This is a genomic window from Citrobacter sp. VF227, from assembly GCF_052950715.1.
In genome coordinates this window covers 67,557-88,416 of sequence record NZ_JBRFVF010000002.1, presented here as the reverse complement: position 1 = coordinate 88,416, position 20,860 = coordinate 67,557, and the positions used below count along the sequence as shown (strand labels likewise).

26 protein-coding genes, 1 tRNA gene and 4 other RNA genes are annotated in these 20,860 nt (G+C 43.6%); 17 read left to right on the top strand and 14 right to left on the bottom strand.

Features of this window, described 5'->3' with window-relative positions:
• The first annotated feature begins 33 nt into the window (after positions 1-33).
• Together ACU8YC_RS07930 and ACU8YC_RS07925 are read left to right on the top strand one after the other, a co-directional pair.
• Complete coding sequence (locus tag ACU8YC_RS07930; RefSeq protein ID WP_446895184.1) at positions 34-969, top strand: LysR family transcriptional regulator; 936 nt, start codon at positions 34-36, stop codon at positions 967-969.
• 223 nt (positions 970-1,192) lie between these two features.
• A complete protein-coding gene (locus ACU8YC_RS07925) occupies positions 1,193-1,885 on the top strand; it encodes a hypothetical protein (RefSeq protein WP_187259671.1) in 693 nt (230 codons plus the stop codon).
• 504 nt (positions 1,886-2,389) lie between these two features.
• Here the strand turns inward: ACU8YC_RS07925 and ACU8YC_RS07920 are convergent.
• Together ACU8YC_RS07920 and ACU8YC_RS07915 are read right to left on the bottom strand one after the other, a co-directional pair.
• A complete protein-coding gene (locus ACU8YC_RS07920; RefSeq protein WP_151225212.1) occupies positions 2,390-3,019 on the bottom strand; it encodes an IbrB-like domain-containing protein in 630 nt (209 codons plus the stop codon).
• Between the two features lie 2 nt (positions 3,020-3,021).
• Positions 3,022-4,320 carry a phosphoadenosine phosphosulfate reductase gene (locus tag ACU8YC_RS07915; protein WP_151218803.1) on the bottom strand — a complete coding sequence of 433 codons (1,299 nt, stop codon included), beginning with the start codon at positions 4,318-4,320 and terminating at the stop codon, positions 3,022-3,024.
• A gap of 725 nt (positions 4,321-5,045) precedes the next feature.
• Here ACU8YC_RS07915 and ACU8YC_RS07910 point away from each other — a divergent pair.
• The 3 genes from ACU8YC_RS07910 (at position 5,046) to ACU8YC_RS07900 (ending at position 5,820) form a co-directional block, all read left to right on the top strand.
• Positions 5,046-5,261, top strand: a complete 216-nt coding sequence (locus tag ACU8YC_RS07910; RefSeq protein ID WP_353655348.1) for a fimbria/pilus periplasmic chaperone — start codon at positions 5,046-5,048, stop codon at positions 5,259-5,261.
• Positions 5,188-5,439: a fimbria/pilus periplasmic chaperone gene (locus tag ACU8YC_RS07905; protein WP_210904929.1), complete on the top strand. Its 252-nt coding sequence runs from the start codon at positions 5,188-5,190 to the stop codon at positions 5,437-5,439. The genes ACU8YC_RS07910 and ACU8YC_RS07905 overlap by 74 nt, the downstream gene beginning before the upstream one ends.
• Positions 5,440-5,598: 159 nt before the next feature.
• A complete protein-coding gene (locus tag ACU8YC_RS07900) occupies positions 5,599-5,820 on the top strand; it encodes a YdcH family protein (RefSeq protein ID WP_151218806.1) in 222 nt (73 codons plus the stop codon).
• Between the two features lie 694 nt (positions 5,821-6,514).
• Here ACU8YC_RS07900 and ACU8YC_RS07895 read toward each other — a convergent pair.
• Positions 6,515-6,643 carry a DUF5339 family protein gene (locus tag ACU8YC_RS07895; protein ID WP_446895376.1) on the bottom strand — a complete coding sequence of 43 codons (129 nt, stop codon included), beginning with the start codon at positions 6,641-6,643 and terminating at the stop codon, positions 6,515-6,517.
• Positions 6,644-7,259: 616 nt separating this feature from the next.
• On the opposite strand from ACU8YC_RS07895, the gene ACU8YC_RS07890 reads away from it, so the two are divergent.
• From ACU8YC_RS07890 to ACU8YC_RS07880, 3 genes are all read left to right on the top strand, one after another.
• Positions 7,260-7,472: a hypothetical protein gene (locus ACU8YC_RS07890; protein ID WP_286538836.1), complete on the top strand. Its 213-nt coding sequence runs from the start codon at positions 7,260-7,262 to the stop codon at positions 7,470-7,472.
• Positions 7,469-7,852 (top strand): hypothetical protein, encoded by a 384-nt coding sequence (locus tag ACU8YC_RS07885; protein ID WP_187259666.1) that lies wholly within the window; start codon positions 7,469-7,471, stop codon positions 7,850-7,852. Before ACU8YC_RS07890 ends, ACU8YC_RS07885 begins: the two co-directional genes overlap by 4 nt.
• An 89-nt stretch (positions 7,853-7,941) precedes the next feature.
• Positions 7,942-8,511, top strand: a complete 570-nt coding sequence (locus tag ACU8YC_RS07880; RefSeq protein WP_286538833.1) for a YebB family permuted papain-like enzyme — start codon at positions 7,942-7,944, stop codon at positions 8,509-8,511.
• 209 nt (positions 8,512-8,720) lie between these two features.
• Here the strand turns inward: ACU8YC_RS07880 and ACU8YC_RS07875 are convergent, their stop codons facing one another.
• Positions 8,721-9,635 carry a VirK/YbjX family protein gene (locus ACU8YC_RS07875; protein ID WP_210904933.1) on the bottom strand — a complete coding sequence of 305 codons (915 nt, stop codon included), beginning with the start codon at positions 9,633-9,635 and terminating at the stop codon, positions 8,721-8,723.
• Between the two features lie 711 nt (positions 9,636-10,346).
• Entirely contained in the window at positions 10,347-11,261 is a 915-nt protein-coding gene (gene rarD, locus ACU8YC_RS07870; RefSeq protein WP_187259664.1) for an EamA family transporter RarD, read from the bottom strand.
• Between the two features lie 346 nt (positions 11,262-11,607).
• Between rarD and ACU8YC_RS07865 the strand changes: the two genes are divergently transcribed.
• Complete coding sequence (locus ACU8YC_RS07865) at positions 11,608-11,742, top strand: DUF4942 domain-containing protein (RefSeq protein ID WP_373276863.1); 135 nt, start codon at positions 11,608-11,610, stop codon at positions 11,740-11,742.
• 22 nt (positions 11,743-11,764) lie between these two features.
• Here the strand turns inward: ACU8YC_RS07865 and ACU8YC_RS07860 are convergent.
• The 5 genes from ACU8YC_RS07860 to ACU8YC_RS07840 all read right to left on the bottom strand — a co-directional run bounded on the left by ACU8YC_RS07860 (position 11,765) and on the right by ACU8YC_RS07840 (position 12,576).
• Positions 11,765-11,901, bottom strand: a non-coding RNA gene (locus ACU8YC_RS07860) — RtT sRNA.
• A 44-nt stretch (positions 11,902-11,945) separates the two neighbouring features.
• Positions 11,946-12,082, bottom strand: a non-coding RNA gene (locus ACU8YC_RS07855) — RtT sRNA.
• Between the two features lie 44 nt (positions 12,083-12,126).
• Positions 12,127-12,263: non-coding RNA, RtT sRNA (locus tag ACU8YC_RS07850), on the bottom strand.
• Between the two features lie 44 nt (positions 12,264-12,307).
• A non-coding RNA gene (locus ACU8YC_RS07845) (RtT sRNA) lies at positions 12,308-12,444 on the bottom strand.
• Positions 12,445-12,488: 44 nt separating this feature from the next.
• Positions 12,489-12,576, bottom strand: a tRNA-Ser gene (locus ACU8YC_RS07840).
• Between the two features lie 235 nt (positions 12,577-12,811).
• On the opposite strand from ACU8YC_RS07840, the gene ghrA reads away from it, so the two are divergent.
• From ghrA to ACU8YC_RS07820, 4 genes are all read left to right on the top strand, one after another.
• Positions 12,812-13,750, top strand: a complete 939-nt coding sequence (gene ghrA, locus ACU8YC_RS07835) for a glyoxylate/hydroxypyruvate reductase GhrA (protein WP_151219654.1) — start codon at positions 12,812-12,814, stop codon at positions 13,748-13,750.
• 210 nt (positions 13,751-13,960) lie between these two features.
• Positions 13,961-14,698 (top strand): PHP domain-containing protein, encoded by a 738-nt coding sequence (locus tag ACU8YC_RS07830; RefSeq protein ID WP_446895183.1) that lies wholly within the window; start codon positions 13,961-13,963, stop codon positions 14,696-14,698.
• Positions 14,699-14,721: 23 nt separating this feature from the next.
• On the top strand, positions 14,722-15,276 hold the full coding sequence (locus ACU8YC_RS07825) for a TorD/DmsD family molecular chaperone (protein ID WP_151219656.1): 555 nt from the start codon (positions 14,722-14,724) through the stop codon (positions 15,274-15,276).
• Between the two features lie 101 nt (positions 15,277-15,377).
• Positions 15,378-15,860 carry a DUF1097 domain-containing protein gene (locus tag ACU8YC_RS07820; RefSeq protein WP_151219657.1) on the top strand — a complete coding sequence of 161 codons (483 nt, stop codon included), beginning with the start codon at positions 15,378-15,380 and terminating at the stop codon, positions 15,858-15,860.
• A gap of 47 nt (positions 15,861-15,907) precedes the next feature.
• On the opposite strand, the gene csgG is transcribed toward ACU8YC_RS07820, so the two are convergent.
• The 4 genes from csgG to csgD are packed head-to-tail and all read right to left on the bottom strand — an operon-like array spanning position 15,908 to position 18,253.
• Positions 15,908-16,741: a curli production assembly/transport protein CsgG gene (gene csgG, locus ACU8YC_RS07815; protein WP_151219658.1), complete on the bottom strand. Its 834-nt coding sequence runs from the start codon at positions 16,739-16,741 to the stop codon at positions 15,908-15,910.
• 25 nt (positions 16,742-16,766) lie between these two features.
• Entirely contained in the window at positions 16,767-17,180 is a 414-nt protein-coding gene (csgF, locus tag ACU8YC_RS07810; protein ID WP_003036084.1) for a curli production assembly/transport protein CsgF, read from the bottom strand.
• Positions 17,181-17,205: 25 nt separating this feature from the next.
• A complete protein-coding gene (gene csgE / locus ACU8YC_RS07805) occupies positions 17,206-17,598 on the bottom strand; it encodes a curli production assembly/transport protein CsgE (protein ID WP_016152600.1) in 393 nt (130 codons plus the stop codon).
• Between the two features lie 4 nt (positions 17,599-17,602).
• The gene (gene csgD / locus ACU8YC_RS07800) at positions 17,603-18,253 is read right to left on the bottom strand and encodes a biofilm master transcriptional regulator CsgD (RefSeq protein ID WP_151219659.1); all 651 of its coding nucleotides are present in this window, start codon (positions 18,251-18,253) and stop codon (positions 17,603-17,605) included.
• A 761-nt stretch (positions 18,254-19,014) separates the two neighbouring features.
• Here csgD and csgB point away from each other — a divergent pair.
• The 4 genes from csgB (at position 19,015) to ACU8YC_RS07780 (ending at position 20,829) form a co-directional block, all read left to right on the top strand.
• The gene (gene csgB / locus ACU8YC_RS07795; RefSeq protein ID WP_151219660.1) at positions 19,015-19,473 is read left to right on the top strand and encodes a curli minor subunit CsgB; all 459 of its coding nucleotides are present in this window, start codon (positions 19,015-19,017) and stop codon (positions 19,471-19,473) included.
• Between the two features lie 40 nt (positions 19,474-19,513).
• A complete protein-coding gene (gene csgA, locus ACU8YC_RS07790) occupies positions 19,514-19,963 on the top strand; it encodes a curli major subunit CsgA (RefSeq protein WP_151219661.1) in 450 nt (149 codons plus the stop codon).
• Positions 19,964-20,023: 60 nt separating this feature from the next.
• Positions 20,024-20,356: a curli assembly chaperone CsgC gene (gene csgC, locus ACU8YC_RS07785; protein WP_151219695.1), complete on the top strand. Its 333-nt coding sequence runs from the start codon at positions 20,024-20,026 to the stop codon at positions 20,354-20,356.
• Between the two features lie 152 nt (positions 20,357-20,508).
• Positions 20,509-20,829: a type 1 fimbrial protein gene (locus ACU8YC_RS07780; protein ID WP_151219662.1), complete on the top strand. Its 321-nt coding sequence runs from the start codon at positions 20,509-20,511 to the stop codon at positions 20,827-20,829.
• The last annotated feature ends 31 nt before the right edge of the window (positions 20,830-20,860 follow it).

The following is a 20,860-nucleotide window of genomic DNA, read 5'->3' as shown; positions in this document are numbered from 1 at the left end:
ATAACATAAATTTTCTAGTGCAAAGGGAATCATATGTTGCAAAATAATTTTTCAAAAGTAATCAGGAGTGATATCAACTTATTAGTTACTTTATATTTTTTATTGGAAAACAGGCAAGTGAGTAGAACTGCAAAACAACTATATATAGGTCAGTCTGCAGTTAGCCATCAGCTAAATCGTTTGCGTGAAATGTTTGATGATCAATTATTAGTTCGAACCGCAGCAGGGATGATGCTAACTCCCTTTGCTGAACAAATCTATCCGACACTTGGAAATGTTGTTGCTGACCTTGAGGTATTGCTAAAAAAGAAGAATAAAAATTTACATCCACATCCAATAAAGGATATCTATAGAATATGTGTGCCTGAAGATACTTATATTGAGGATGTATCTGTACTATTTTATGATTTTGCTCATGATGAAAATATTCGTGATAATGTAACCTTCGAAGTTTTTAATAGATATGATTCTTGCATTTCAGATTTAAATGAGGGGAAAATTGACTTTTTCTTTGGTTCCAGCGACAATTTATCAGGAGCTATATGCTCCAGTAAATTAATAGAAACAGAATTTTGCCTGGCAGTTAGAGCAGATCACCCTCTGGCAAATAAAACAGTTCAACTTGCAGATATAGTTAAATATCCTTGGATAGATATTCTTTTTCGAGAAAAAGCCAATTCTTATGCGAATGAACATTGGGGAGAGGCAATTAATAACATGAGGTGTGTATTAAAAACATCTTCAGCGAATGCGGCAATTACGTTGCTAAGTCATTCTGATGCAATATGTTCATTATCTGATGATATTATTAATAAGCGTGGGCTTGCCCAAGTAAAAACTAAGAATAAAATAAAAATCACAAATTATCTTTACTGGCATAAAATTATGGGTGATGACATTTTTCATCGTTATATTCGTGAGGGGTTAATTAGTAGGTATGTTTCTGAAAATATCAATGCAAAAAAATAAATAGCACACAGAACTTACCAACTATTTCTCTATTACTTCTTTGGTAGCTTCAGGCGCTACCAAAGAAGTAATTAATGCTATTGATGAAGTTGATTTATTATATTTAACTATGATGGTGGGTGTTTCACTGAGTGCAAGTGTGATAATACGAAGCATGGTGGTTGGTGGTATTTTTGTAATGAGTTACTAATTCTCTTGATGAGATGAACAGGAGAAGTATAATATGATGGGAAATATGAGATTATTATTAACGAATGATAATTCTCCAGCAGCCATAGGGGTTTGTAACATCTTAGAGAATCTACCGTCGCGTAGCATTTTGTCTAATAAACATATTTTTGTTATGACTGGTGGGCTTCCTTATACTGAAAAACAACATAAAATTATTACACAAGTCATCACAGATCCTTCCATGATAGTAATCATTATTGAGCTTAGATCTAGAGCATTATCAAACTATCATCTGCACCTTCAGCGTGATTATGTCTATTATTTGGATGGAACAATTAGTCTTCAGGCGATCACCAGTCATCTTAAAAACATTTTGAATAGTGTTGCGGATGAAGTAAAAAATAACTTTGGGGCACTGCCGGAACAATCTATTGTCGATAGAGTTACCATTGCCGAAAAAGCGTCCATTGTGGGAATGCTTTCTAATCAAAGTTGCAAATTATATGCTGAAACATATGGGCTCAGTATAAGGTCGGTCAGCGAGGACAGGCGGAACGTGATTGTAAAATTTGGTACATGTAGTCCAGCATTATTACATGCCCAACTCTGTGTGGATAGTGCCCTCGAAAATAATATTGTAAAGGCTACATTTAATGAGAAGGGTACTGCCAGTTCAATATACTATGCAAGGATATTGCAAGATCTAATTACTCTTGAAGGCATCAAAGTTCTTCGCGATCTTTAATAAAAAAACGTATATCTAAAACTATCAAAAACTGTTGTAAGTATCCCGCATAATCGTGCCATTCACATTTAGAGATCCTCCGGCATAATCGCACTTGAGATGATGCCAGAGCATAGGGTGGCAGTTTCACAAACTGGTACAACGTTGAACATAAACATAGTGGGATAAAATATATCACGCCAGAAGAACGCCATCAAAGTCTGGACGAGAAAATGCTGGCAGCCAGAAAATCGGTCTGTTAATTAGCCTGGGCGCTCATCCTGAACATTAGAGTAAGCAACTACGTCACTGGGACTACATATCAGAAGTTTATTTGAACCCTGAAAAAGAAACGTCATAACGTAATTTTATTGCATTAAGCGACAATTTCTATGACAAACGCCGTTGCTCACCGATCTCCTTCATGGTAATACGCAGTTATGCTGCTTTGACGTTAAATTAAAGAACAGTAAATTTAGCGCCGATTCAAATCTCCATTTAAACTGGCGCACATACCAGCCATCACTACTTCACGGTCCACGCCTCGCTGTACTCCTTTTCCTGGAACAATTCCGCCAGCCCGCTGATTTGCTTTAGTCTCAGCACTTCGTCAGCATCCATGCCTAACTCTTCAGAAATTCGGGCATCACCCCAGCCCAGTTTATACAGGTCCTGTACAATCGCACTCATTGCGGCTATATGATGTTTTCCTCTGGCACGATTATGACGGATGGTTGCTGCAATGCGATCGGCCGGTTTCAGGTTTCGTTCCGTTACCAGCGTAACAGGGAGATAACCATTCAGTTTTTTCCGCAGCACAGGTTTAGATTTGCCCAGAGAATAACGATGGAAGCCATCAATGATGGCATAGCCTTTAGCACACGCTGTCACAACAACAGGCTGGGTATACCCATCGGTTTCAAGGGACCGCTGAAGCAGTTTTTTTTCCGGGGGAGCCATGACATTTGGATTATAATCATTGGGATGTAGTGCCGTTGACTGAATCCAGAGCACACAGTCAACCGGTTCACCTGAAAACGGACTATGTTGATGTAGTGCTTTTTTAAAGGTGTTAAGCACTTCAATTTTTTGCTTCTCGTCAATTATATTTTCGAAAAAAGTATCAACTTCAGCCAGTAAATCTTTTAAAGACATCATTATATTATTCCCCATTGCTGACGCTTTTGTTTCATTCGCTCAAGGTAACGCTTGTAATGTCGGGGGGCGTTGGGGCTGAAAGAAAGTCGCTGGCACCAGAAATCATTTCTTATTAGTGTCTTGCATATTCTTCGCCAGGACGGAATATCTTTACAACCCAGGTCCTTTTCTTGCTCGTCAGGAATGCCGTGCGGCCAGTCGTGCTCCAGATACCACTTGAGATAAATCGCCAGCTTGTTCCGGTAATGTTCTGCTGTGTGTTCGGGCATGCTTTCCAGTAAAAAATAGGCATAACTTTCCCAGGTGTGATGTTCTGGTTTGGTGATGCTTTTATGTAGTGCAAAAAATTCCCCGCTCTGACTTCCGTAACAGGCTCCACTGTTCGCGCCAGCTACCCGGTAACACATCCGCTCCCAGGTATCAGGTTCCAGAACATGGTAAAGCCAGAGGCCTCGTCTTTGTTCAGGTCCAAAAGGTTCACACACGCGCATACTTCCAAGAGGAACTCCTGCCTGGTACATTAAATCATACAGTGAGTTATATGCTTTGTTCTCTTTGGCACAGTACGTCCATATATCACTGGCTTTCCAGTCATAAAGGGGATAGGCAGTATAATACGTACCTTCAACTGATGCTGTTGTCCACGGTTTGTCATCGGCGTAGCGCAATTTCGAGTGCGAGCTGATGGCCATCATTCGGTGCAGTGATTCATCAGCCCGTATACCCACGAGTATAATCTGGGAATAATCGCCATTCTTTTTTGTCAGCCAGCGGGAGAATGCGGGGATGAATTCCTCGAATGTCATTGCATGTTTGTAAAAGGAGAAAAAAGACTCATCCGTGATAGCACCATGTGGTGGTTTTCGAACCCACTGAGCGCCCGGTGCCCAGGCCACCCATTCGGGCTCATGCTGGGATACTCCACTGACAGTCGTCATGGGGAGTGCCACCCAGTAGAAATTATCAATAACATCAGCGTACAGATGTTTCATCTTTTCGATATGCTCAATAGTCAGAGAAAATTGCGCTTCCCAATCGATGAACAGTACCGATATTTTCCTTTTTTGTCTTCTTGCAGACTCAGCGACAAGATGCAGGAGTACTGTCGAATCTTTGCCCCCAGAAAAAGAAACACAGATATGCCTGAATGTATCAAATGTCCATGAGATGCGTTTGCGGGCAGCGGAAAGAACAGTGATTCCTTTGAAACTTTTGTTCACAAATAAACACCTGGCATTTTTGAAGATTTTAATAAAATAAATTATTACTTTTCTTATTTCAATGTTATTTGTATTCATAGAGAGCATGAATATAAATAACATTACTTCATGTCGGAGTGTGGTAGAATCACCGAGGATATAAGATTTTATTTTGTGAGTTACTCATTGTTTTATATTGATGATGACTGATTCTCTGTACGAAGAAAAAAAATATATCATCATGATGAGAATGCTATAAATAATATTTATATTATCACGCGATATTTATTGATACTTAACTCAGTACGTGTATTGAATATTTATTCTATCTTTAATGGGTTGAATAATAATGATTAATTAACAATCTAAGATTATATCCGGTTATGCGTTTAAATTTAGTTTCTTTTTTACTCTTTATTTTTGCATCTTCAGCGTCGAATATTGCGGGGGAAACTAGCGTTATCAAATTCGAGGGTAATGTCGTTGTGGATACCCGCAGCCTGGCCTCGGCGTCAAAAAATCAGTCTGTTCCTCTGGGTGATGTATCCGCAAATGCATTTACAGGCACCGGCACCACAACCAGGGACACGGCATTCTCTATCGTACTGGACGACTGTGACATAACAATTGCAAAGACGTCGACAATTTGGAAGAACTTCCTCTTTCAGGAATAAATCATGTCTGTCTCATTTTTTACTAAAAAGTGGGTGGTATCAGTATTACTGGCCGGGGGGTTCCCGGCAATGGCCTATGCAGGCGGCGGTATCGTGCTGGGCTGAACCCGTATTATCTATCCTGCCGATCAAAAAGAAGCCAGCATTTCGGTGCGTAACACGTCGGACACGTCCCGCTTTTTGGTGCAGTCCCGGGCAGAAGACCGCAACGGTAAAAAGGCTGACGATTTTATCATCACTCCACCGCTTTATGTCAGCAATCCGGGGAGTGAGAACACCCTGCGTCTGATGAATGCCGGTCCCGCTCTACCGTCTGACCGTGAAACCCTCTTTATATCTCTCGGTCAAAGCCATTCCGGCTGTTGATAAATCCGGGACTGCAGGGAAAAACGTTCTGATGCTGTCGGCCGCCACCCGTATAAAGCTGTTTGTCCGTCCGGCTGGTCTGAAACCGTCCCCGAAAGAAGCGGTGTCAAAACTGACCTTCAGCCGTAATGGCAGGCAGATCACCATCACTTATCCTGTTGCCAGTGCCTGCAGATAGCATTGCCACTGTTTTTTGCTGGTGAAAATCTGTATCGACGGAGCCTCAAACGATTTCTGTTATGTGGCAATGCTCACACATAAATATCACAGATGGCGATAGTTTGGAGATGCAGAAGAGAGCTATCTGCGATGTGTTTAACGTATCCCGGGATGTTTAATGTTTCCAGAGTATCGAGAGTTAATTACACGTTTAAAAACACAGCACCCACGTTTTCAGTCACTGTTTGAGAAGCACAACGCGCTTGATCATGAAATAGCACGACTGGAAGGTGAAGATGGACACGGGTATGGACAGGAGGTGGCAAAGCTGAAAAAAGAAAAGCTACAAACTAAAGATGCAATGTATCAGATACTCCTCGAAGTGAGTTCAAAATCCTGATAGCGAAATTTCTACTATCCTGAGGCCCCGCAATCGCGGGGCTTTTTTGATACTGAAGCGAAAATAAGATGGATTTTTTTCATTCGATTCAACTCTGACAGTTGAAGAAAAAAACGGAGGGAAATTTTTTGACTGGGGGCCTGACAGGCTCAGGAAAGAGACTGAATTTTAAAGATAAAAATTATTATAATAAATGGCAATCATTATCATTTGATGGTGAATTAATCCTGGTGACCAGTTACCGATGCTGCCACTCGACCTTTCCATTCCTCATACTGAACCCTGTTTTAAAAAGTACTCCAGGCTGACAGCTCTGCCACGAAGAGTAGCGGTAAATGAAAGAAGAGGTGGCTGTGTTGAAAAGCTGGAGACAATCACACGGAGCAGCGATGGCTGGCCGGAGGGCAGGAATTAACCGTTCCACGACGCCTGTCATTCTGGAAATGCCTGGACACTATCAATGATGTGTTTACACGCCTTTTTCTTTATATCTTTCTGAGGATAACCGTGATGTGATTTAAGTGCCTGCCGGGCTCGAGAGTGATCTTACCAGCGCGTCCCGTTTTCTTATGTGTCAAAGAGTTAAATAAACTGAAACTGTAATTATTAAGAAATATAAAAGTTTGATTAAACAGTATATTCATAAAGAATTTTAAACTAAAACCACCGTTAACAGGTGGTTTTAGTTAGGTTTTTATTTAATATTTGCGGCTTCCATTGTTTGCTTGAGCGCGTCAAGTCCTTGTTTACATGTCATTTCCTGACTTTCTGCTGGCAGGTTTTTAATCTGTGTAAAAGACTGTTCGAATTGCTGTGACAACATATCTATCTGAGTTTGCTGAGTACCCATTTCTTTCATTTTAATTAAGTATGAATCCATCTGCTTTTATAAGATTCGCATGATTCTGAAGTGGCAGCAAGGGCACTGTTTACAAATAATAAACTCAGGGAGAGGATGATGATTTTTTTCACTGATTATTTCCTTGTTGATAAGAGTAAATCTGCAACATGTATGGGATAACGTTAGTTTGTCACCCAGAATCCAGTCTGGGTAATACTTATATGCCAAATTAATAGCAAAAAAAATATGATATGCCGCAAATTAATATTCTGTTCAAAGGTGATCAGATGAGCAGGAAAACTCCTGGTATTATTGATTTTTCATTAATCCGATATTTGAAAATTGTAAGCCGCGGTGTTTGGCGCTGCAGTACCATATTGGGCCCGGATAGCTGGACACCCTGGCGGCATTCTGCACCATGTAGCTCTCGACATTAACAAGACCTGCTGCCCATGAACTCCCGTGCTGACACTTCAATGGCATTAACATATAGCAGAGATAACCATCATTTGAATTAGTCTGATTTTTATTGACCCTCTGTCAAATCTCGTCCCAGGTCGCTACGGTATCGTTATATTTCCTTCCTGAGAATTCAGTCATGGTTTTTGTTTACGAGAAATTACTCCCCGAAGGCCGCGCCCGCAATGACTTTGGGCGTGAGCAAGTCGCTTTCCACAATCACTCACGCCTGGAAAAACCACTTCCACCGCTGCGGCTACTCCATGGTGAAGCATGCTTCAAGAGAAAATCTGATTCTGGCGCTGCCTTATATGAAATTAAAGAGAAATACAATGTTATTGAGATAAAATGATGATGGCAAGTAATAATGAAGATATTAAAGATGGTATTAAATTCAAAAAATACAATTTTTTTGATAAGCGATTTGATTGTTTTTTTGCAACTGCAATCTATTCGCAAGTAATCGGTTCAATTATTAATGAATTTTGCGATTCAATAATTTTAAAAACAATAGTTATCCCTCTGTTTTTAGTGGCTATATTTTCTGTTCTATATTCTTTCTATCTTAATAACTATCTTGAGCCAATAAGAAGGAAAATTCAAAATGTATCAAAAGGAGAGGTTGTTGCGGCAATATTTGATAATGTTGAATTTTATCTAATCACTTTTTCATTAATTGTGTATGACATTAAATCTATGTTTGACATTATTTTCTTATTCTTAAAAGGCTAATGGAGGAATATCGCCATGCTAATAGCGGGATATACAGGAAAACAGCGCTGAAACCGGTTAACGTGTTTAGAAAAAGAATGGAAAAAAACATGAAGAATAATTACCCAGCCGTTTTTGAAACGGGTGATATCGTTTTTACCTGTATCGGAGCGTCCTTGTTCCGTGAAGTGTCGACCGCCTCGCGGTGCTGGTGCAACCATGTCGGGATCATCACCGGATATCATGGTGATGATTATCAGGTGGCTGAAAGCCGTATTCCCCTCTCCGGCATCACTACTCTGTCGGCATTCATTCAGCGTTCTGCCGGACAACGTTATGCCGTGCGTCGTCTGCAGGGAGGGCTGACCGTGGAACAAAAGCTGGCAGTGATGCAGCAGGTCCCCACACGTCTGCATAAACTGTACCATACGGGGTTTGATTACGAGTGTTCCCGGCAATTTTGTTCAAAGTTCGTGTTTGATATTTACAGAGATGCGTTGGGTGTTCAGGTTGGCAGCGTGGAGACCTTTGGCCAGTTACTGAAAAATAACCCGGGAGCCGATCTGCTGTTCTGGCGGTTCTGGTTCCTGGGCGCCATTCCGTGGGACAGAAAAACGGTCACACCCGCCAGTTTATGGCAGCATCCGGGGCTTGAGGGGATTTATGACAGTCCCAGATAGTCGCTTTCTGTTCGGGCGTGTAGTAAATGAGCGTTCTTCGTTTTATTGCAACGTCCCCCTTTGATTAAGGATAGCGTTGCATAGACCCGTTGAAATCACTGCTCTCAGCGGACGTTCGTATAATTGTTGGCCGACGTGGAATGGCAGCAGCGCTTTTGATGGGACGTCGCATTCATCAGCCTGTTTCCGAGCAGAGTAACGTCATTATCTTACATCTGATTTTGCAGAAGAATCATGATTTCCTCATTTATATGGTCCAACAAGGCATACCGTCTCCGGTATTCCGCGCGTTTTTTACTGGCAAGCTCATTAAATGACTTACGCTCTACAGAAATTGGCAACTTATACCACTTACCGTATGGACGACCAGCAACTGATTCCCAAAAATCACTGTACAGGGCAACAAAGTATTTACGTTTCTTATACCGGTATCGCCATTGCCTGAAAACATGGCTCTGTTCACTGACTGCTAAAATATCAGTGATTTCACAGCAACGCATCAATGAACAAAGTGCCTCAAAAACGATCCGCTTAGGGAATAGTCCATAGCAGGCTTTAGTAGCGTCCCGAATAATGTCTGGACCAATATTTTTTGGCGCCCCCTGCAAACCGCCAATAAATGCACAATGTCCTTTTTTTGACGGGATAACCGAGAAGGACAATCGGGCCACCGGGATGTTGTTAAAACTAAGAGACAACATCAGTTCGCCTTCACGATCAAAACCGCCTGAAGAACAGTGAATATTAAAATCCTCACCATTTTTTCCGGTGAATTGAACCAATAGCACATCTTTGTCTGGTAATAAAAACGCCTGTTGTTTCATTGGTAAACTTTGGACAAAACGGTAGTGTCCGACAATGTTTTTCCTTCGATTTCGTGCCAACCCTCCTTTATACAAATAGGGACGATGAATTTTTGCTGGTAACGTAGGTTGCATCTCCAGAATCTTATCAATTGATTTAAGAGAAAGTAATTCTTGATAATATCGAACACTGGAGACTGGACTTATCATAGAGCGTAAAAGATACATGAGTCGAAATTTTTTGTTCTTCCATTTGCCATGTAACGGGTCACGTGCCAATAAAGTTTTGTTAAAAAAGCTTAGGTATGATGTATTTTTCATAAGTATTTATCATTAAGCCAGGATGTATAAATTCATTTACGTGCAAGGTGTAAATGCTGGAGTCTCTACACTGTTTTGTTAATGCGAAAAATTACTGTTAAATGAATTCATGTCTGACATGCCAGTTTTATTGATAATCATTAGGGTGCTCTCTCGTTAGCCTGTCCTGATAAAACAATTTTTCATTCTACAGAGAAGAACATATATATTTGTTAAACAAAATGTGTTTTACAAACATATCGCTGTTCATTGAGTAAACTGGTGAGTTGAGTTGTCAACAACATAGCGAAGTAAATCATGTGCTTCAGCGAACATGGGGGGAATGCACGATTTTGAACGACAGGACAAATTTCCGAACGATGACGGCTAACTTAATTGGATGTAATCCCGCGAAATATGCCGATTTTCGTAGATTAAGTTCAAATTGAATATCTTAAATGGGGGGGGCGTCATTCCTGACTTCTTTCCGGATATAATGCCCTGTATATTTTTGGTAACTTTTTGTGCTGAAAGGCGTTCGCTTTGTATGTTTATGAAACTGGTCAGCAAAAAAAATACCAGGGGAGACCTGATTCGTTGGCGTTTTATATAATCTCGATAAATGACGGGGTAATCTTGAGTAAACAAACTCGAGTTGTTTACTCATTCATATCTGAGCGCGTGTTCCAGTAAAACGAAAATGCATACTGAGTTATACACTCAGCATGTACATTACCGTAAAGTGCCTTCCGGATGATTCCTTTTAGCTCCTGGAGGATAACGTCGGTAATGATAGTAAAGACTCTCAAATATACATAGCAATAATCCAAACCATACTGCTGAAAAACACAATAACTCGGGGTAATTAATAACCTCTCTAAATATAAGTATGGCAATGAGAAATTGCAGTGATGGCTCTATATACTGTGCAAGACCTGTCACAATAAGGGATGTATGATTTAACGCTACCGCAAATAACACTAACGGGATGACTGTAACGGGAGCGGTTAATATATAAAGAAAGACAGGGATATCAGATGATGTTGTTATACTAGAGTCAGTATATATAAAAATGATAATAGCGACAGGCAGAGCCCAGAATGTTTCAAGTGTGATTGACGTTATTGCATCGTAATGGATAAATTTACGCGCCAGTCCGTACAATGCAAAAGAAAACCCCATGATTAGCGCCAGTGAAGGGAAACTGTTCGCGGAAATAATCTGATAGGCAAGACCACATACCCCGGATATTACCGCTATAAGCTGAAATAATGATAGTTTTTCTTTAAGGAAAATACAGCCAAGGGAAATGACAATAAGTGGATTGATAAAATATCCCAGACTGGCATCAAGTACTTTATGATTTGTTAGTGCATAAATAAAAGCTGACCACGAAATTACCATTAACAAACCTGCTATCATGCAGGATATGAAGGATGTTTTATCTTTCAGTAAATCGCGAAAAAACGTTCTCTTACGAAATAACAGTCTTATTGGCAGTAATAGAGGTATAGACCAGAAAACTCTGTACATCAAAATCTCAGCAAGGGCTCCGCCGGACAGATATTGATAAAACAATGGGATCAGGCCCCATAATATAAATGCCAGAACAACAACTGCGGGTCCATTTCGCAGAAACTTTACCATTTATGTGTATCCTTGCTTGCCATACCGACATGTCCTTCTGAAGAGCATTTTTAGCCCTTCATTCTGGCTCGTACCTGCTCTTAAGAGCAAAGTTTTCTGTTACAGAACTCAATCTCATTTACAGTCAGGTTGATATAAAAAATAAGGTCAATTTTATCATAGTCGTATCGGTAAATGATGATAAAAATCAATGGGAAGACTTCCGATTTGTATCGCGGACTGATGGAGGACATTTCTGAGCAGCCACAGGTAATGCGGCCATTCTCGCTGACCCAACAGCTTGCTGATATCTCAGCACTAATCGGGAGTATTGGCGGGCCAACTGTGCAGGACTGGGCAATGGGTGATGGCTTCTGTTGCCCGCGATAAGTGGAGCAGAAACCTTGAGTGGGACGATATCCCCGCCATCAGCGAAGAGAACATTATCAGTACCTTTAAGCCGTTGCATTGCAGCAAAGATAAAATAAAAATCCTATGTTAATTAATAATATGCACTCGTAATATGGCGGTGAGGCGGGGATTGACTCGCTTAGCTCGCCCTGCGGGCAGCCTGCTCGCTGCACTCGCAGTCTGTCCAACTGGCTGCGCCAGTAGTCGAACCCCGGTCCGGGCTTCTCATCCCCGCCATGCTGTGCATTATGCGAAAAAAAAGCCCGTACTTGCGTACGAGCTCTTCTTTAAATATGGCGGTGAGGCGGGGATTGACTCGCTTAGCTCGCCCTGCGGGCAGCCTGCTCGCTGCACTCGCAGTCTGTCCAACTGGCTGCGCCAGTAGTCGAACCCCGGTCCGGGCTTCTCATCCCCGCCATGCTGTGCAACATGCGAAAAAAAAGCCCGTACTTGTGTACGAGCTCTTCTTTAAATATGGCGGTGAGGCGGGGATTGACTCGCTTAGCTCGCCCTGCGGGCAGCCTGCTCGCTGCACTCGCAGTCTGTCCAACTGGCTGCGCCAGTAGTCGAACCCCGGTCCGGGCTTCTCATCCCCGCCATGCTGTGCAACATGCGAAAAAAAAGCCCGTACTTGTGTACGAGCTCTTCTTTAAATATGGCGGTGAGGCGGGGATTGACTCGCTTAGCTCGCCCTGCGGGCAGCCTGCTCGCTGCACTCGCAGTCTGTCCAACTGGCTGCGCCAGTAGTCGAACCCCGGTCCGGGCTTCTCATCCCCGCCATGCTGTGCATTATGCGAAAAAAAAGCCCGTACTTGCGTACGAGCTCTTCTTTAAATATGGCGGTGAGGCGGGGATTCGAACCCCGGATACGTTGCCGTATACACACTTTCCAGGCGTGCTCCTTCAGCCACTCGGACACCTCACCATATTGTTGTTCCTGTGCTACCGGAACGGGCGCTAATTTAGGGAAATACCGCTGCGGCGTCAATCAACTTTTTGAAAAAAACGTGCATTTACACAAACTTCAATCAATATGGAGCTTAAATAAGCGGGAATTGTTTTTTTTGCCAGCATCCTAAAATTTGCTACTCTGATGTTCCCTCTAAAAATGATGATTATAAGTGCGAGAAAGCTCCGCATAACAATGTTCAGGAGACAATATGGATATAATTTTCTATCACCCAACATTCGATACGAACTGGTGGCTTAAGGCGCTGATAAAGGCCATTCCTGGAGCGAACGTTCGGCAGTGGAAAGCGGGTGATAATGCCCATGCAGACTATGCGCTGGTCTGGCATCCTCCGGTTGAAATGCTCGCCGGACGAAAATTAAAAGCTGTATTTGCGCTGGGCGCGGGCGTCGATTCTATCCTCAGTAAACTCAACACTCATCCGGAAATGCTGGATGCCTCAATCCCGCTTTTCCGTCTGGAAGATACGGGTATGGGCCTGCAAATGCAGGAATATGCGGTCAGTCAGGTACTGCACTGGTTTCGTCGCTTTGATGATTACCAGGCATTAAAAAACCAGGCGAAATGGCAACCTTTGCCAGAATATACCCGCGATGAGTTTACCGTCGGGATCATGGGTGCCGGTGTTTTAGGGGCGAAAGTTGCAGAAAGTCTGCAAACATGGGGCTTCCCGCTGCGCTGCTGGAGTCGTACGCGTAAATCCTGGTCTGGTGTGGAAAGCTTTGCCGGTACTGAAGAGTTAGGCGCGTTTCTGAGTCAGACACGCGTGCTTATCAACCTTCTACCCAATACGGCAGAAACCGTGGGCATCATTAACGCGGAGTTACTCAACCAATTGCAGGATGGCGCTTACGTGCTGAACCTGGCGCGTGGCGTTCATCTCAATGAAGACGATCTCCTGGCATCGCTGGACAGTGGCAAGGTGAAAGGTGCCATGCTGGATGTCTATAGCCGTGAACCGCTGCCGGAAACCAGCCCTCTTTGGAAACATCCACGTGTGGCCATGACACCGCATATTGCTGCCGTAACACGTCCGGCAGAGGCGGTGGACTATATCTCCCGCACGATTTTGGATCTTGAGAGCGGGAAATCTGTTACGGGTCAGGTCGATCGCGTGCGAGGCTACTAAAGCCAAGCCAGTCGATGCCGGGTTTCAGCTAAATACCCGTCATACTTCAAGCTGCATGTGCGTTGGCTGCGGTTGTTCACCCGAATAACTTACTTCAGTAAGCTCATCGGGTATCACCCCCTTGCCGCCAGCCTGTAACTCGAATTATTTAGGGTATTATTGGCGACGATACCTGCTATCCTTGACGGAAAATGACTACAGGAGAGAGTTATGTATCCCGTTGACCTGCATATGCATACCGTCGCCAGCACCCACGCTTACAGCACCTTAAGTGATTACATCGCTGAAGCCCGTCGCAAAGGCATCAAGTTGTTTGCCATTACCGATCATGGACCGGATATGGCGGATGCGCCTCATCACTGGCACTTTATTAATATGCGCATTTGGCCACGTGTTGTAGATGGCGTAGGGATCCTGCGCGGCATTGAGGCGAATATTAAGAATATTGAAGGTGAAATTGACTGTTCAGGTCCTATGTTTACCTCTCTGGATCTGATCATTGCGGGTTTCCATGAGCCGGTTTTTGCACCTCACGATAAAGACACGAATACCAAGGCGATGATAGCCACGATGACCAGCGGCAATGTGCATATCATCAGCCATCCGGGGAATCCAAAGTATCCCGTTGATATAACAGCAATTGCACAGGCTGCAGCAAAATATCAGGTCGCGCTGGAAATCAATAACTCCTCGTTTTTACATTCGCGTAAGGGTAGTGAGGATAATTGTCGCGCGGTTGCTGCGGCAGTACGGGATGCCGGCGGCTGGGTAGCGTTAGGATCGGATTCACACACTGCTTTCACGTTGGGAGAATTTGGCGAATGCCGTAAAATTCTCGATGATGTGAATTTCCCGGAAGACAGAATTTTAAACGTCACACCCAAACGCCTGTTGGCGTTTCTGGAATCGCGAGGCATGGAGCCGATCGCGGAATTTGCTGAACTGTAATTGTTACTAACTGGAATATATCAATGAACGAGTTTTCTATCCTGTGCCGTGTACTGGGCTCGCTGTTTTACCGCCAACCGCAGGACCCTTTACTGGTTCCCCTGTTTACCCTGATTAGTGAAGGTAAACTGTCCGCCAGCTGGCCGCTGGAACAGGATGAACTGTTGGCCCGTCTGCAAAAGAGCTGCGATATGTCTCAGCTGGCTGCGGATTACAATGCGCTGTTTGTCGGTGACGAGTGTGCGGTGTCGCCTTATCGTAGCGCCTGGGTAGAAGGGGCGAAAGAATCCGATGTTCGCGCATTTCTTTCTGCTCGCGGAATGCCGCTGGCAGATACGCCGGCAGATCACATTGGTACGTTGTTGCTGGCGGCATCCTGGCTTGAAGACCAGTCTGCGGAAGATGAAAGCGAAGCGCTTGAAACGTTGTTTGTAGAATACCTGCTGCCCTGGTGTGGTACGTTCCTTGGCAAAGTTGAAGCGCACGCCAGCACGCCGTTCTGGCGTACGATGGCGCCATTAACGCGCGATGCGATTAGTGCAATGTGGGACGAATTGCAGGAAGATACGGACGAATAAATGTGATTTAGATCACTTTAAACTGCAACACAAATTAGGCTCTTGCATAATTTGTGTGCACGATCTCATTCCTATGCCGTTTTTCTGCTAAGATACGCGGCATGAACATACTTCTCTCAATTGCAATCACAACGGGCATCCTCTCCGGGATCTGGGGATGGGTGGCTGTTTCTCTTGGCTTACTCAGTTGGGCTGGCTTTCTGGGCTGCACGGCCTATTTCGCCTGTCCGCAGGGTGGACTGAAAGGGCTGTGGATCTCGGCGTGTACGCTGCTAAGCGGTGTGGTGTGGGCGTTGGTGATTATTAACGGTAGCGCGCTCGCCCCGCATATGGACATCATTGGTTATGTCATGACGGGAATTGTCGCGTTTCTGATGTGTATTCAGGCAAAGCAATGGTTGCTTTCATTTGTGCCAGGCACGTTTATTGGCGCATGCGCGACGTTTGCAGGGCAGGGGGACTGGCATCTGGTCGTGCCATCTCTGGCGCTGGGTCTGGTATTCGGCTATGCGATGAAAAACAGCGGATTGTGGCTGGCGTCTCGTCGTGAGAATCGAATATCGTCGACGCTGACCAGTAAATAAAAAAAGCGTGAGGGTATGCCTCACGCTTTTTGTACCTTCCCGACCACTCAGGATTCCGGAGGTACCGACATATGGCGGTATTTTACCAGAATGTCATTATCAACTTGTTTCTTATCCTGCAAATCCCACAACCCGCGATCAATCCCGTCATTAATCAGGAAGATAACGCCGGTTTCAATCGCTGACATCAGGCAAAGCATAACCGGTTCGTTAGAGGTATAGCCAATTTCACCTTCCAACAAACGCTGGTAGTCAATAAAGCGGAATACCCCAGCCTGGACTTCATAAGACAGGATGGTTTTGCTGGTATTCACCGATGAGAGGATTTCACCGGTACTGACGTTAACCACGCGCAGGTTTACCGCTATCTGGTCGAGTTGATATTGCGTATCGGCACCAATACCGAAATAGCGTGCCCCAACGCCACCCGATTTAACGTTGCTTTCGTATCCAATAATGGACCCTTCCACCATGATGTTAGCCGCGGTTAATGACTGCAGTGGTATCCGGTTATTCACGGCAACGGTACCGTTTTCCTGCGCCGCACGAATAATTTTTCGTTCATTCAATAAGTTCTGTAACCCCTGACGTTCCAGCGGTATGAACCAACGAGAATCTTTCAATGCGGTGACGAGCATCGCCGTGGCGCTTTGCGGGACGGCGGTTGAGAAGTTACTTGCCGGATAAGGTTTGAACTGGCCAGTCTCATCCTGAATATTGTATACCGACACAAAAATCTTACCTGTAGGCATGGGCAGATGTGTCAAGTCTTTATAGCTTTGAGCCCGGGGCATTAATGTCGGCTTCGCGGCTTCTTTCGGCGGGGCTGTTAAACATCCGCTGAGTAAAATTACTGCCACCATGATAAGTAAGCGCTGCATGATTTTTTCCTTTCGTGGCTATAATTTAGAAATCCGTCGACTGATTTTGTAAACCCGACACTTCAATAGTCGACGTTCTCCCCGTTTTCCTGTCCGTGACATTCAATTGCAGTTGTCCATCCCGGTTGGCGATATCAACGATAAAATCGCTGGTTACCATCCTTCCCGGCTTACCGGTATTGATATTGGTGAGCAAACCACCGAGTATTTGCGACTGTATCGCCTGGGTAAAGTTATCCAGCGCTGATGGGGTTTCAATCCCGTAGTCGCCAGCACTCGGATCCTTATACGAGTTTTGCGCCTGGGCGCTGTTCAGTAAAAAAGAGCCGTTGTTTGGGTTGCCACCAAAGTTAGGGTTGCGGAACTGGAACGTCATGTTTCCGGCCCAACTTAATGGTGAAATCAGCATGAGCAAAACCACTGCATGTTTGACACGCATGAAAGCCTCCGGACAAAATCATGTTTTAGAATTCATCGCGCGCTAAATCGCTCGTGCTTAATAGTGTTTGATCTATTTGCCGACGATTTAATGCTTCCTCAGTTTCTGCCAATGCGAAGACCACAATTTTGTCGAAGTCTCTTTTCGTCGGGAATAAAAAAGTCTGGAAGATAACGTCCTGATTGACAGTTATGGTGATCCAGCTTCCCCAACGTGCACTGGGCCTTTCATTAATGGTTAAGTTTCCTGTGTACTTACTTTCCCACTTGTCACTAAAGGCCCGATAAAAATCATGGCCAATGGAAGAGACAGTGTGGTCAGTCAACAGTCCGGGAACCTCCACCTCTACAGCCGCGTGTAGATTCCCGGCAGCAAGGAACAGATTTGCTGCCACAATCCAGGTCAAATAGCGTTTCATGGCTTTATCGCCTGAGGTTATCATTGGCCCACGAAACCGCCTGCGTACGATTTTTGACAGCTATCTTTTTGAAAAGATTATAAAGATGTGTTTTCACCGTATTTTCACTGATAAATAGTGAACGCGCGATTTCAATATTTGAGGCGCCAATACGCAGTTTATTAAGGATCTCTTTTTCACGGTGCGTAAGTAATGCCGACTCCGTGCTGTTATAGCGGTAGTTCCCGGAATGCGTGATTAGGTAGCTGGCGAGCTTTTGTGAAAAGTAGCATTCGCCACGCAATACACCTTGTAATCCGCTGACGACACGCTGCTCATCTTCCGTTGCGTAGAATACGCCATTGATATGCGGCCAGTTTTCAATATCCCGATAAGGATAATCATCTGGGGTATTCAATAATAAAGTCTTTATGCTGTTGTTTTTTCTGCTCAAATTATCTTGCCAGTAATGGATCAGTTTCTTATCTGCCTCCATCATATCCAGTAGAACAATGCAGCTGGAGGAAATATCATCCAGAGAACGTTGAATATTATGTAGTTTTCCGGTTAACGCCAGCGATTGTTTTAAATGCTGTAACAACGCAGTTGCCTGCAGGGAAGGTTTTGTGATCAACAATAATGTATGACCATGAATACTATGGACTTCATTAAACATGATGAAACTCCACTTTTTTAGTCGCACACCTGACAGTTGCCTCACCTAAAATAGAGACCCCAGAAGTACTGGCAGATGTTGCACTGCTGTGTAGAAATAAAATATCGACCCAATGGGGTGAAAATATTAAAACAAATGGACTTCAACTGATTTCAATCTAGCTATTACAAATCTTAAAGCAAGTGTTAAACATGTTACAGGATGTAAATTTATATATTAAAATGTGATTTTTGAGTTTTCCAGGAGTTTAGATTTGATAGTAAAGTTGTACATTTTAGCTTTATTGCATAGATTTAAAAAATCATACAAATTATAATATGTTATTGATTAATAATGATTAAATTTATGATTAGATGGTTTTTTATTTCTAGTGAATTCAGGTTTTTTTGTCTCACTTGAAGTTGGACAATTTTAGATGAAAAAAAATGACAGTTGTCACGACTTGTACCATTAACTATCGAAGTACCTCGCTACGAAGCCCAGAAAACACGGAAAGCGCGTTTTTTGTGTTACTGCATAGAAATTCATTTTCCGGGTTAAAAAAGAAATAAAATCCAGAGCTGCAACGGTGTTGTTCACTGTTAATTAGTACTTTGGGGTGAATCTTAATATAAAAATACAACTGGCGGGTGAGTTATTTAAAATGTTTCCGCAGACATACTCTTCATCGTAACGTGGCGTTAACAAATGTAAGTCATGTTAACAACAATTTGAGTGGTAATTAATTTTACTTTATGTACGACCAGGTCCAGGGTGAAAACATGAAAAACAAGTTGTTATTTATGATGTTTACAATGCTGGGTGTGCCTGGGATTGCAGCCGCGACGACAAGTTATGATTTGGCTAATTCAGAATATAACTTTGCGGTAAATGAATTAAGTAAGTCTTCATTTAATCAGGCAGCCATTATTGGTCAGGTTGGCACTGCGAACAGTGCAAATACTCGCCAGGGGGGCTCGAAGTTATTGTCAGTCATTTCGCAAGAAGGTTCTGGTAATCGGGCGAAAACAGACCAGACGGGATCATATAACTTTGCATATATTGATCAAGCGGGTAGTTCCAATGATGCGAGTATTAAACAAGGTTCATACGGTAATACGGCGGTGATTATCCAGAAAGGTTCTGGTAATAAAGCCAATATTACCCAGTACGGTACACAAAAAACAGCAGTTGTGGTGCAGAGACAGTCGCAAATGGCAATTCGCGTGACTCAACGCTAATCCATTAACGACGTTTAAATCAATCCGATGGGGGTTTACCATGAAACTTTTAAAAGTGGCAGCATTCGCAGCAATCGTTGTTTCTGGCAGTGCTCTGGCTGGTGTTGTTCCGCAATGGGGCGGCAATCATCATGGTGGCGGCAGTAATTATGGCCCAGACTCTTCACTGAGTATCTATCAATATGGGTCAAGCAACTCTGCGAATGCTTTGCAAAGTGATGCGCGTAAATCAGATGTCACCATCACACAACACGGGCGTGGTAACGGAGCTGTTGTTGGCCAGGGTGCTGATGACAGTACTATCAGCCTGAAACAGACCGGCTTCCAGAACAGTGCCACTATCGATCAGTGGAATGCAAAAAATGCTGATATTAGCGTGACCCAGTTCGGGGGCCGCAACGGTGCGTTGGTTAATCAGACAGCTTCTGACTCCAATGTGCTGATTCAGCAGGTTGGCTTTGGCAACAACGCTACTGCTAACCAACACTAATTCAGTTTTCTGACTGATAATAAACAGGGCGTGAGCCCTGTTTTTTTTCGGGAGAATATGATGCATACGCTCTTACTCATTGCCGCGCTGGCAAATCAAATAACATTCAATACAACTCAGCAAGGTGATATCTACACCATTATTCCTCAGGTGACGTTAACTCAACCGTGCGTATGTGAGGTACAAGTCCTTGCCATACGTAAAGGGCAGGGGGGGCAAAGTCAATCGCAGCAGAAAACAAGCCTTTCAGTCCCCGCTAATCGGCCGATTGAATTAACCAAACTGAGTTTTAATATTTCACCTGAGGATTCGGTCAAAATTATCGTTACCGTTTCGGATGGGCAGTCTCTGCATCTGTCTCAGCAATGGCCAGACTCAAACAGTCACCCATGATTTTTTTGCTGTATTTGCATTAAGGGTGTGGCTGGGAATGCACTGCTGTTCTATGAATATAGAAACGTGTAAACGTTTTAATTTGATCGTTAATCACAGCGGTGAAGGATCATTTCGATCCCTCAAGGATGGCTAATCATTGAGGAACCCTTATGTGTACATTATTAAAGCGTTTTCTAAGTATCAGCTTGTGCAGCATTTCTCTTTTTACCCTCCCCGCAATGGCGCAGCAAATCTCAACCGGTGGGGTTATTCATTTTCGCGGTGCAATAGTTGAATCACCTTGCGATGTTAACGCTCGGCATCAGCAAATTGAATTGTCATGTATGCGCGACGGCACCACTCGTAATAGTCTCTACAATCAGCAACAGGTCGCGACTGCCCCTCAAAATGTGCAGCAAATTGCCACAGTCAAAATGCACTATCTCAATGAACAGAAAAACATGGCAATTCTTAACATTGAATATAAATGAATCATTCTGGCGTACATATGCACACGTGTGG